Genomic DNA, 12,942 nt, shown 5'->3' with positions numbered 1-12,942 from the left:
TTTTCTGTGTTAAGGCTTGAAAGCTCCCGCTGTTGACCCCATTTGTTACTCACTGTTCGATTTTATCTATACCCGTCATCTTTCAAATTGCAGGTATGTTGGCTGCGCTCGTTCACCCGAATCACTGACTGGAGTCAGCTCATCGGGCTCACGGGCTTGCCGTCGACCTGTATTTTTGAAATCTATAGGGTAAACCTGTCGGTAATTTGGATTGAGGTAATTAATGAGTATGAAAGGTCAAGAAACCCGTGGATTTCAGTCAGAAGTAAAACAGCTTCTTCATTTGATGATTCACTCGCTTTATTCCAATAAAGAAATTTTCTTGCGCGAGCTTATCTCTAACGCCTCTGATGCGGCAGATAAACTGCGTTTCCGCGCGCTGTCTCACCCAGAATTGTTTGAAGGTGATGGCGAGCTGCGTGTGCGTTTATCTTTTGATAAAGAAAAGCGTACTTTGACCCTGAGTGATAACGGCATTGGCATGAGCCGTGAAGAAGTCATTGATAATCTCGGCACTATCGCGAAATCAGGGACTAAAGCATTCCTCGAATCTATCGGCTCAGACCAAGCTAAAGATAGCCAATTAATTGGCCAGTTTGGTGTGGGCTTCTACTCTGCTTTCATCGTGGCAGATAAAGTCACTGTTCGCACTCGAGCAGCTGGCGCGCCCGCAGATGCCGGTGTGTTCTGGGAGTCAGCAGGTGAGGGCGATTACACTATCGCGGATATCACCAAAGAAGACCGTGGCACAGAAATCATCCTGCATTTGCGCGAAGGTGAAGATGAATACCTTGATAGCTGGCGCCTGCGTTCTGTTATCAGCAAATATTCAGACCATATTGCACTGCCAGTCGAAATCGAAAGCAAAAATGAAGAAGATGGCACTATCACCTGGGAGAAAATCAACAAAGCCCAGGCGCTGTGGACTCGCGGCAAAGCTGAAATAACTGACGACGAATACAAAGCATTCTACAAACACATTGCTCATGACTTCACTGACCCACTGATTTGGAGCCATAACCGCGTAGAGGGTAAGCAAGAGTACACCAGCCTGTTGTACATCCCGGCGCAAGCACCTTGGGATATGTGGAATCGTGACCATAAGCACGGCCTGAAACTGTATGTACAGCGTGTCTTTATTATGGATGACGCTGAGCAGTTCATGCCGAATTATCTGCGTTTTGTTCGTGGCTTGATTGATTCCAATGATCTGCCGCTAAACGTTTCTCGAGAAATCCTACAAGACAGCCGTGTTACTCAGAACCTGCGCAGTGCGCTGACCAAACGTGTACTGCAAATGTTGGAAAAACTGGCTAAAGACGACGCTGAGAAATATCAGCAGTTCTGGCAACAGTTTGGTATGGCGCTAAAAGAGGGGCCAGCGGAAGATAGTAGCAACAAAGATACTATTGCCAAGTTACTGCGCTTTGCTTCGACGCATACTGACAGCTCCGCGCAAACCGTGTCGCTAGAAGACTATGTCAGCCGCATGGCTGAAGGGCAGGAGAAGATTTATTACATCACTGCGGATAGCTATGCCGCGGCCAAGAACAGCCCGCACTTGGAACTGTTCCGCAAAAAAGGCATTGAAGTCTTGCTGTTGTCCGATCGTATCGACGAATGGATGATGAGCTACCTGACTGAGTTCGATGGTAAAGCTTTCCAATCAGTCAGCAAAGCAGATGACTCATTGAATAAATTGGCCGATGAAGAGCGCCCAGAACAGCAAGAAGCGGATAAAGCACTGGAGCCTTTTGTCGAGCGTGTAAAAACGCTGCTGGGTGAGCGTGTAAAAGATGTCCGTCTGACCCACCGTTTGACGGATACTCCGGCCATTGTCACCACGGATGCGGATGAAATGAGTACGCAAATGGCGAAATTGTTCGCTGCTGCTGGCCAGCAGGCGCCGGAAGTGAAGTACATCTTTGAATTGAATCCGGAACATAGCCTGGTCAAACGCGCTGCTGATGTAGCTGATGATACTCAGTTTGCTGAATGGGTTGAGTTACTGCTGGATCAAGCGCTATTGGCTGAGCGAGGAACCTTAGAGGACCCTAATCAGTTTATTCGCCGCATGAACCAGCTATTAACCGCTTAATTTAGTATTAGAACGCCTCGGACATGTAAGATGGTTGAGGCGTTTTTTTTATTTAATTTCATGCTGTTATAGTTATATTTCGCCAGGACTTTCCTGATCCAATCCCTCTGTCTCGGCTCGCGCGCCTTGAGCCACCCCCCTTGGAAATGGTAAGGTTGTTCGTTTTCCGCAAAAATACATAGAAAAACTACATAGCAAGGGGATTTACGCAATGCGTATCATTCTGCTGGGCGCTCCGGGCGCTGGTAAGGGTACTCAGGCTCAATTCATCATGGAGAAATACGGTATTCCGCAAATCTCTACTGGTGATATGTTGCGCGCCGCTGTAAAAGCAGGTTCTGAGTTAGGTCTGAAAGCGAAAGAAATTATGGATGCCGGTAAGCTGGTCACTGACGAGCTGGTTATCGCATTGGTTAAAGAGCGCATCACACAGGACGATTGCCGTGACGGTTTCCTGCTAGATGGGTTCCCGCGTACCATTCCTCAAGCTGATGCCATGAAAGAAGCCGGTATCAAGGTTGATTATGTGCTGGAGTTTGATGTTCCAGACGAACTGATTGTTGATCGTATCGTCGGGCGTCGGGTGCATGCTGCTTCAGGCCGCGTCTACCACATTAAATTCAACCCACCTAAAGTCGAAGATAAAGATGATGTGACTGGCGAAGAACTGACAATTCGTAAAGATGATCAGGAAGCAACAGTTCGCAAACGTCTGGTTGAATATCATCAGCAAACTGCACCATTGGTTTCTTACTATCGTAAAGAAGCTGATGCAGGTAATACACAATATTTTAAACTGGACGGAACCCGTAAGGTAGCAGAAGTCAGTGCGGAACTGGCGACTATTCTCGGTTAATTCCGGATGGTAAGATAGTTGAGGCGGCCTAAGGTCGCCTTTATTATTTTACAGATATAGCTGAAACATATTTGTCGGTTTGAATAAACGGCATAATACACAATAAGGACTCCTGCATGAAGCAAAGCAAGCCTGGCGTACTGATGGTTAATCTGGGAACACCGGATGCCCCGACATCGCAAGCAGTAAAACGCTATCTGGCTGAGTTCTTGAGTGATCGCCGGGTAGTTGATACCTCACCGTGGTTGTGGTGGCCTTTGCTACGAGGGGTAATTTTACCGATTCGATCTCCGCGAGTGGCAAAATTGTATCAATCTGTCTGGATGGATGAAGGTTCTCCTTTATTGGTCTATAGCCGTCGACAACAAAAAGCCTTGGTAGAACGTATACCAGAAATCCCCGTAGAGTTAGGGATGAGTTATGGCTCACCAAATCTGCCAGATGCAATTGATAAACTACTTGGACAAGGTGTGACTAAGCTGGTGGTATTACCGCTTTATCCGCAATATTCATGCTCGACCAGTGCGGCAGTCTGGGATGCTGTTGCCAACATTTTGAAAGGCTATCGCCGTTTACCATCGATTTCTTTTATTCGTGATTATGCTGAACATCCCACCTATATTTCAGCGCTAAAACAAAGTGTTGAAAACTCTTTTGCACAACATGGTAAACCAGACAGATTAGTCCTATCTTTTCACGGTATTCCTAAACGCTATGCGCAATTAGGGGATGACTACCCACAACGCTGTGAAGACACGAGTCGTGCTTTGCGGGAGGCGTTGGATTTGTCATTGCCAGCAGAGCAAGTCATGATGACATATCAATCACGTTTTGGTCGCGAGCCGTGGTTAACCCCATATACTGACGAAACCTTAAAAAGCCTGCCCTCACAAGGTGTTAAACACATTCAGCTGATATGCCCCGGTTTTTCTGCAGATTGTTTGGAAACCTTGGAAGAAATAAAAGAGCAAAACCGAGAGATTTTCTTACATGCTGGCGGCGAGAAGTTTGAATATATCCCCGCACTGAATGATGACAAGGCACATATAGACCTTTTAGAACAGTTGATAAAACAAGAGATTAGTTTATCAGTTCATCATTTATGATTTTTTATGTCTTGAACGGTACTAAATGATACATCATTACATATTTTTACCTGACCCTTTTGCTTGTAATACCTATTTGGATGTATAAGAATTACATTTTTATAAAAATAGATGTGTGAATATTTTTTAACTCACTGTTGTAGTTTGATATTTAAATGAGCTACACGATGAAATCAGAAAACAGTGCATTGGTAGCTGTGAGCCAAGGGCGGTAGCGTGTCTTGATGTTGATTCAGGCCTGTATTTCTGCAGATTTCGGGTGCGAAATATATTTACTTTATGGATGAGTTAATAAATAGACTCAAATTTCATAAAAATGTAATTTAACCCAACAGCTGGAAATTTAAATGTCAGTGTTACGGAGAAATATTTTTTCTTTACTTTTGTTACAGGGGAGTAATTATATTATTCCCCTTTTAACTTTACCCTATCTAACTCGTGTCTTAGGCGTTGAAGGTTTCGGTGTCTACAGTCTTACACTTTCATTAGCCCAATATTTTGTTATTTTAATTGATTTTGGATTTAATTTATCAGCATCAAAAAAAATAGCTGAACATCAAGATGACCCAGAATATATATCTAAGATTTTTTTTGAAACGCTGATCTCAAAATCTATATTATGCTTAGTTTCAATTGTAATAGTAGTTTTACTTCTTGCGACAAATTCACATGCAGTAATTCAGCGTGAGTTAATTTATACAGTACTCATGTTAATAGGGACGACACTGATGCCAGTGTGGTTTTTCCAGGGAATAGAAAAACTGTCTGTAGTGACTAATTTAATGATAATTGCAAAGTTATCAATGTTGCCATTGTTTTTTATATTTGTACATGGTGATGCAGATGTTAAATATGCCGTGATGATTCAATCATCGATGAATTTACTGGCAGGTATAATAGCAATAATATATATATACCGGAAAAAATTAGTTAGGGCAGTTAACTTTTCCAGTTTAAGAGTGGCATATACGTTAAAAGATTCATTTCCGATATTTTGTGCCACGCTTTCTATCAGCCTTTATACCATGAGCACCACAATTATTATTGGTATATTCAGTAATGTCTATGAAGTTAGTATATTTACTGCAGCAGATAGAGTAAAAGGTGCTATCCTTGGTGTTTTTCTAGTCTTAGGAAATGCATTTTATCCGAGAATAAACTCATTGTTAGTCAATAAAAAAGAAGAAGCATATGCTCTAATTAGAAAGATTTTTTATTGGCAAGGCGCATTATGTTTAATCATAACTATATTTGTTATTGTATTTTCTAAACTAATTACCAAAATCATGTTTGGGCATGAATATTCAGAAGTATCAACTTTGCTGATCTTATTCTCTCCGGTTTATTTATTAGTCATACAGTCCACAGTACTGGGTAATTATATTTTACTACCTCATGGACATAAGAAGTCCTACACTATTTTGCCCATGATTTCAGCAGTGATTCATATTCCTCTCTGTGCATACCTTGCATCTAGGTATGGCGCGTGGGGAGGGGTGGTTTCAATTATTGCTATTGAGACTTTATCATTTATATGCCTGATTCTTATTCTTAAGAGAAAGAAATTATTATCTGAAATTCTTTCGAGAAATAAAAATGAATAATAAAAAACTGCTCTCTTTGATTATACCGGTATTTAATGCAGAACAATATCTTGATGCATGTCTAAGCTCTGTATTTAACCAATGGGATAGTACATTAGAAGTTATTATTATTAATGATGGTTCAACGGACCATTCGGCTAATATAATACAAAAATACAGTAAAAAGTGTGATTTTATTTATATCACACAAGAAAATACAGGCATTTCCGTTGTCAGAAATATGGGGATATCGGTTTCAACAGGGGAATATATTACTTTCTTGGATGCTGATGATATTTGGTGTGATGGAATTTATAACTCTATTAAGAAAATTGTTCTAGAGAATTCACCAGATGGAATGGTTTTCAATTACTCCGAATTTTTCGATGACAAAGAACATGTATTTGATTTAATAAAAGTAAATAAATTTACTATTGATCGTCTTGACCATGTAAAATTAAAAATAGCTGAAAGCGAGATGTTTTATGTCTGGCGATGTGTCTTTAGAAAAAATATTTTTGATGGAATGTTTTTTGATGTGGGACGGCGATTTGAAGACCAGTTATTATTACCTATACTGATTGATAAATGTAAATCAATATTCGAGTGTAAAGATTTAATTGTCAAATATAGACAAGTATCTAGTAGTATTACTAAAAATCTGAATATATCAGACTTGGATGACAGTGAATTCGGATTGGCAAGATTTAGGGATAAATACTTAAAACATAAAAATAAATACTGGGCTGTCGTCTTAGCTAGTGTCTTTATTTCACATGTTTCAAAATGTGCTAGGATTTATCATTTTAATAAAATAAGGGCTTTAGAAAGTTTTAATAAGTCTTATGCTATTGTTTCATTGAAACCGATACTTCATTCGGGGAAGTTAAAACCTATTTTATATTATATGATTAAAAATAAGTTATTTTTTAGGCTTGTTTCATCTGTTGAAAAAGAGGTGAAAAAATAAAATGACGCGGGTTACTATATTTACACCTACTTTTAATAGAGCACATGTATTAAAACGCTGCTATCTATCAATTTTAGAGCAGGATAGAGATGATATAGAGTGGTTAATCATTGATGATGGATCGACAGATGACACGGCCAATACAGTTAAGAAATTTCAAGACGAAAATAAATTAAAGATAAACTATATATATCAAGATAATAGTGGGAAACAAGCAGCCTGGAATAGAGCCGTTGAAAATGCTAAGGGAGAGTATTTTATTGGGGTAGATTCTGATGATGCGCTTGTTGCTGACTCTATAAATAAATTGCTTCTGCTGAGTAATGTGCTTGAAGATAAAGAAATTATTGGGATTAGAGCAATCTCAGTGAGTTCAGAAACATTGAAACCTAATAACTGTTATTTATCTAATGCAGATAAAAAGGCCTCATGGTTTGATGAATTTCGTTCAGGCAGTCGTGGTGAGCGAATTGATTTTTTCAAAACTGAATTATTAAAAAAGTTTCTCTATCCAGTCGTGCCAGGTATCAATTTCATTCCTGAAATTTGGTTTTATAGTACTGTCGCGAAAAAGTATTGCTTCTACTACAGCTCAATACCTGTTCGCATTTTTTTCGATAATGAAGCAACTAATCGGCTAAGCAAATCATCTATAAAAAGGCACGCTGTCGGTCATTATATTTCGCGTAAAGCTTTATTAGAAAATACACCTTTGAAAATATGGTTATCTCGTCCGTTAGATTTTGTAAAATCTGTTTTGCGGATAAACCAAGCCATGATGATGATGGATAATAAGTATATCGATCATGATAAATCGTCTCTTTTAGTGAGAGTTGTTACTTTGCCTAGTGCAATAGTTCACATAATTAAAAAATAATAAGAGATTTTATGAAAAAAATCGCTTTCTTTGGTGGCGATATAAGCCATACCGGTGGAACTGAGCGGGTCAGCTTAGCACTTGCTAACTATCTTGTTAAAAATGGCTATCAGGTTGTTATTATCAGTTTAAGCGGTAACGCGCCGCCAAAGTTTCATGTAGAAGAAAGCGTAAAATTAGTATCACTTTTTGATGAAAAAAGACGTTTTTCACTGGCCTATGTGGCGGTCGTTTCTAGGTTACGTCGTATTTTACTAGATGAATCAATAGATGTTTTGATTGATGTTGACACAATGTTAGCATTATTTAGTACTACTGCACTGTTAGGCACCAAGATAAAGCATATATCGTGGGAGCATTTTAACTATAAAAGTAATCTAAATATAAAATCACGTAAACTTGCCAGGAAGATAGCTGCCAAATTTTCAGATGCAGTTGTTACTCTCACAGAGAAAGATCGCGATTATTGGTTGGAAGAAAATAAATATCCTGAAAAAATAATATCAATACCTAATCCATTACCTTTTGAGTCAAAAAATAAATTAACAAAAAAACACGCTAAAAAAGTTTTAGCTCTGGGCCGTCTTACTTATCAGAAAGGTTTTGATCTTTTATTAGATGTATGGGCTAAGGTTGAGAAAACTAATAATAGTTGGACTCTTATCATTGCTGGTGATGGAGAAGATAAACAATTGTTATTAGATAAAATAAAAATATTGAACTTAAACAATGTAAAGTTACTCCCGTCAACTCAGCATGTGAGCGATTTATATGACCAGTCTGGTATCTATGTAATGACATCTCGTTTTGAAGGTTTTCCCATGGTACTGCTTGAAGCAAAAGCCAGTGGGTTACCAATAATTGCATATGACTGTGATACCGGTCCTTCTGAGTTGATCATTAACAATGAAGATGGTTTCCTTATCCCATTTGCTGATAGCGATGCTTTTACTCGGCATCTGATTTTACTCATGAATGATGATGACTTAAGAGAGTCTATGTCTCTCAGATCATTGAAGAATGCAGAAAAATATAAAATAGAAATGGCAATAGGGGATAAATGGAAGTGTTTAATAGACAATATTTGAAATTAAATTTCGTTAGATGTTTACTTTATCAGTCGTTCATTTATTCGAAAAGTAAGTTTTAAATATTACGAGTTAGTATAAAAATTCAAACACAAAAATTTTAGAGATAAAAAGAGGTTTTAGTGAATTTATTATATGTTATTACCGGGCTTGGCATGGGGGGGGCTGAGAAACAAACTGTTTTGATCGCTAATAAAATGTATGAAGCAGGGCATAACGTAATGATTATTTCGCTAACTGGTGAGACATTGGTTAGGCCTAATAATGGCGTTAAATTGAATGAACTGAAACTAGAAAAAACTCCTTTTAATTTATTTAAGGGGTTATTTGTAGTAAGAAAAATAATAAAAAAATTCAAACCTGACATTGTGCATAGCCATATGTTTCATGCTAACTTATTCTCCAGAGTTCTGCGGATTTTTACAAAAATACCAACTTTAATATGTACAGCACATAATACTAACGAAGGAAGTTCATTGAGGATGTTGGCATATAAATATACTGACAAACTTGCTTCTTTGTCGACTAATGTTAGTCAAGATGCAGTTGACTCCTTCATCCGTAAAGGTGCCTCCAGTGCTGACAGAATGATTGTTGTTTCAAATGGTATCGATGCTTCTCAGTTTGATTTCTCAGTAGATGATAGGAACGTGAAGCGGTCAGAGCTAGGTATATTTGATGATACTCCAATACTTCTCAGCGTAGGTCGACTAACTGAAGCAAAAGATTATCCAAACTTACTAACAGCCTTTTCTTTGCTTATTAAAGATAATAGCTTACAAAGTTTCCCTCAACTATTTATTGTTGGAACCGGGCATCTTGATGGGTACCTTAAGAATATGTCCAAAGAGCTTGGTATTGATAAATATGTAACATTTATTGGACAAAGAGATGATATACGACAGTTAATGTGTGCTGCTGATATCTTTGTGCTCTCTTCTGAATGGGAAGGTTTCCCGCTTGTTATTACTGAAGCGATGGCATGCAAGAAAGTCATCGTTGCAACTGATGCCGGTGGTATAACCGAGGCATTGGGGGATTGTGGTTCGATTGTCCCGATAAAAGACCCTAATAGCTTATCTCAAGCAATAAATAAAATGATAAATTTATCTGAAAATGAAAAAGAGATATTAGGTCATAAAGCGAGAGAACGAATTATACAGACAAACTCCATTGGAAAGATAATTGAACGTTGGATGTCTATTTATACTCAATTTAAAAAATAATTGCTAAGTTAGGTTTGTTAAGAACAGCGAAATATTTTTGTAATTCCTATTGCCAGAAAATAAATTTGGGACCGAAAATGCCAACTTTAATTTTTTTACTAACAATATTCTTTCTTATATCAGTAGGGTTGACATATTTATTACGGCTCTATGCATTAAAGAATAATATCATTGATACTCCTAACTCTCGTAGCTCGCATGTGACTCCAACACCAAGAGGCGGTGGGGTTGCTATCGTTATCAGCTTCTTTATTGGCACAGTCCTTTTCTATTTCCTCGGCTATCTTCCAATTTTATCTGCAGTAGGATTAATCGTATCTGGCGGAGTAATAGCTCTGATTGGTTTTTGGGATGACCATGGCCATATTGCTGCTCGCTGGCGTCTTTTAGCTCATTTTTCCGCAGCGGCATTCTTACTATTCTGCTTAGGCGGTTTTCCCGTGTTTAATTTTTCGGGTTTTATTCTTGACCTGGGGATTTTTGGCAGCTTATTTGGTTTATTATTTTTAGTGTGGATGCTAAATCTCTATAACTTTATGGATGGCATTGATGGTTTGGCAAGTACGGAGGCGATATTTGCTTGTATCGGGATGATTGTCATTTATTATATAAGCGGAGATCACATTGAACTGAATAGTTATCTGGTTCTTTGCTTGCTTGCATGCACTGTTTTAGGCTTTTTACTTTGGAATTTCCCGCCAGCTAAAATATTCATGGGAGATGCTGGAAGTGGTTTTCTGGGGCTAATGATTGGTTCTTTAGCAATAAGTGCAGGTTGGATAGAAACAAAGTTTTTCTTTTGTTGGCTAATTCTATTAGGCTTATTTATTGTTGATGCAACATGGACCTTAGCGCGTCGAATTCTCGGTGGATTTAAGGTTTATGAAGCTCACCGAAGCCATGGCTATCAAATTGCATCTAGACGATTTAAGCGTCATTTACCTGTGACTTTATCAGCTATTGGTATAAATATAATTTGGCTATTTCCTATTGCATTATTGGTAGGGCTTAACATAGTCAATCCAATAATAGCACTCATTATTTCCTATATTCCTCTTTTATATATTGATTATAAACTTAACGCCGGTATTAATAACAACTAATTGTTTTGAATTGATGACTGGATAATTGAGTTGAATGAATACTGCTTAACACAGCGTGTTCCTTATTAGGGTTGGTACTATATGTTTCTCGTATTTTTATTATCGTTGCCAAGGCCTGTTAAACGAATCATTATGCTATTGTTAGATGCGATTCTAATTGCTCTAGCATATTGGGGGGCTTTCTGGGTTCGACTGGATGTAGACAGTCCCTTCACCAGCATAGAACAATGGGCCGCTTTAGCTGCAATTATACCACCGACACTTTTCGTATATATAAAATTGGGTCTATATCGAACGGTATTACGTTATGTCAGTGCTAAGATTGTTAGTACTGTACTTGTAGGTGTTGTTCTTTCTTCTGGTTTACTTGTACTTGGTTCTTATTTCTTGGGAGTATATTTACCAAGAACCGTCTCTGTTATGTTCTTTATTTTCTCATTAGTGCTTATTTGTGGCTCCCGATTGTTTTTTAGGATGTTGTTAAATTATGGTGTTAGAGGAAAGATTCCCGTTGTTATATATGGTGCGGGCGCTTCTGGGAGACAATTATTACCAGCTCTAATGCAAGCCAGTGAGTATTTCCCTATTGCTTTTGTTGATGATAATCCTAAGTTACATAAAGCTGTTATTCATGGTGTCACCGTTTATCCTTCAGAAAAACTTGAATATTTGATTGGTCGCTATGGTATCAAGAAAGTATTACTGGCCATGCCAAGTGTCGGCCAGAGTCAGCGTCGAGCAGTTGTCAATAAACTCGAAAACCTCTCTTGTGAAGTTTTATCTATTCCGGGGATGTCTGATTTGGTTGAAGGCCGAGCCCAAATAAGTAGTTTAAAGAAAGTTTCTATCGAAGAGTTGCTGGGGCGAGATCCTGTTGTACCAGATGAAAAACTGTTAGCTAAAAATATTACGGGAAAAGTGGTAATGGTGACTGGGGCTGGGGGGTCAATAGGCTCTGAGCTATGCCGCCAAATTATTGTGGAGAAACCAAGATTATTAATCCTTTTTGATATTTCTGAGTTTTCGCTTTATTCCATAGAAAATGAAATAGCAGCAATATGTAAAAAAAATAAAATTGAGACGGAATTTTTCGCATTACTCGGGTCTGTACAAAGTGAAAAACGATTAGTTCAGATAATGTCTAACTTCCATGTAAATACTGTTTATCATGCAGCAGCTTATAAACACGTGCCTCTTGTTGAAAACAACGTTATAGAGGGAGTAAGAAACAATATATTCGGTACGCTTTATTGTGCTAAAGCGGCAATAAAATCTGGGGTTGAAAAATTTGTTTTAATTTCTACAGATAAAGCCGTACGGCCAACCAATACTATGGGAGCTACCAAAAGAATGGCAGAACTTGTATTACAGGCATTATCGATAGAACAAAATAAAACAAAGTTTTGTATGGTTCGTTTTGGTAATGTGCTTGGATCTTCTGGTTCTGTTGTTCCGCTCTTTAAGAAACAAATTGCAGAGGGTGGTCCAATCACTCTTACACATAAAGATATTATTCGCTATTTTATGACCATTCCTGAAGCTGCTCAACTTGTTATTCAAGCTGGTGCTATGGGGCAAGGCGGCGATGTCTTTGTATTAGATATGGGCGATCCGGTTAAGATTATTGATTTGGCCAAGCGGATGATTAATCTTTCAGGTCTTTCTATTAAGAGTGAAGAAAATCCCGATGGCGATATCGCGATTGAGATATCAGGATTACGGCCCGGCGAAAAGTTATACGAAGAATTACTTATTGGTGATACTGTGCAGCATACCTACCATCCCAGAATTATGACTGCAACTGAAGTTATGCTTGAATGGGATGACTTGAATACTCTCCTAAGCAGAATTGAAACTGCCTGTAATGATTTTAATTACGAATGTATCCGTTCTTTATTATTAGAAGCACCTGCTGGGTTTCAACCAACAGATGGTATCTGTGATATTGTTTGGAAAAAGGCTCACGGCGAAAATGCAAAAAACGTCATTGTTCACTGACGGCTTAAAATTACTCTCTAAGCAAATTTGCATCTTA

General features: G+C 38.3%; 10 protein-coding genes. All 10 read left to right on the top strand.

Annotated elements, in window-relative coordinates:
• Positions 1-229: 229 nt before the first annotated feature.
• The 10 genes from htpG to ACF3VQ_RS15095 all read left to right on the top strand — a co-directional run bounded on the left by htpG (position 230) and on the right by ACF3VQ_RS15095 (position 12,905).
• Positions 230-2,098: a molecular chaperone HtpG gene (gene htpG, locus ACF3VQ_RS15140; RefSeq protein ID WP_392435607.1), complete on the top strand. Its 1,869-nt coding sequence runs from the start codon at positions 230-232 to the stop codon at positions 2,096-2,098.
• 211 nt (positions 2,099-2,309) lie between these two features.
• Positions 2,310-2,954: an adenylate kinase gene (gene adk / locus ACF3VQ_RS15135; RefSeq protein WP_005158184.1), complete on the top strand. Its 645-nt coding sequence runs from the start codon at positions 2,310-2,312 to the stop codon at positions 2,952-2,954.
• A gap of 116 nt (positions 2,955-3,070) precedes the next feature.
• Positions 3,071-4,060 (top strand): ferrochelatase, encoded by a 990-nt coding sequence (hemH, locus tag ACF3VQ_RS15130; protein WP_392431967.1) that lies wholly within the window; start codon positions 3,071-3,073, stop codon positions 4,058-4,060.
• Between the two features lie 347 nt (positions 4,061-4,407).
• Positions 4,408-5,664, top strand: a complete 1,257-nt coding sequence (locus tag ACF3VQ_RS15125) for a flippase (protein ID WP_392431966.1) — start codon at positions 4,408-4,410, stop codon at positions 5,662-5,664.
• Positions 5,657-6,613 (top strand): glycosyltransferase, encoded by a 957-nt coding sequence (locus tag ACF3VQ_RS15120; RefSeq protein ID WP_392431965.1) that lies wholly within the window; start codon positions 5,657-5,659, stop codon positions 6,611-6,613. Before ACF3VQ_RS15125 ends, ACF3VQ_RS15120 begins: the two co-directional genes overlap by 8 nt.
• A gap of 1 nt (position 6,614) precedes the next feature.
• Positions 6,615-7,490: a glycosyltransferase family 2 protein gene (locus ACF3VQ_RS15115; RefSeq protein ID WP_392431964.1), complete on the top strand. Its 876-nt coding sequence runs from the start codon at positions 6,615-6,617 to the stop codon at positions 7,488-7,490.
• Positions 7,491-7,501: 11 nt separating this feature from the next.
• Positions 7,502-8,578 carry a glycosyltransferase family 4 protein gene (locus ACF3VQ_RS15110; RefSeq protein ID WP_392431963.1) on the top strand — a complete coding sequence of 359 codons (1,077 nt, stop codon included), beginning with the start codon at positions 7,502-7,504 and terminating at the stop codon, positions 8,576-8,578.
• Between the two features lie 122 nt (positions 8,579-8,700).
• Positions 8,701-9,804, top strand: coding sequence for a glycosyltransferase (locus tag ACF3VQ_RS15105; protein WP_392431961.1), 1,104 nt, complete (start codon positions 8,701-8,703; stop codon positions 9,802-9,804).
• Positions 9,805-9,881: 77 nt separating this feature from the next.
• The gene (locus ACF3VQ_RS15100; RefSeq protein ID WP_392431960.1) at positions 9,882-10,907 is read left to right on the top strand and encodes a glycosyltransferase family 4 protein; all 1,026 of its coding nucleotides are present in this window, start codon (positions 9,882-9,884) and stop codon (positions 10,905-10,907) included.
• Between the two features lie 81 nt (positions 10,908-10,988).
• Positions 10,989-12,905, top strand: coding sequence for a polysaccharide biosynthesis protein (locus ACF3VQ_RS15095; protein WP_392431959.1), 1,917 nt, complete (start codon positions 10,989-10,991; stop codon positions 12,903-12,905).
• Positions 12,906-12,942 lie beyond the last annotated feature (37 nt).

Origin of the sequence: Yersinia fenwicki (assembly GCF_043099325.1) — a bacterium.
In the GTDB taxonomy this organism is placed as follows: Bacteria; Pseudomonadota; Gammaproteobacteria; order Enterobacterales; family Enterobacteriaceae; genus Yersinia.
The sequence above is the reverse complement of the archived record's forward strand: the minus strand, read 5'-3'. Positions and strand labels throughout refer to the sequence as shown.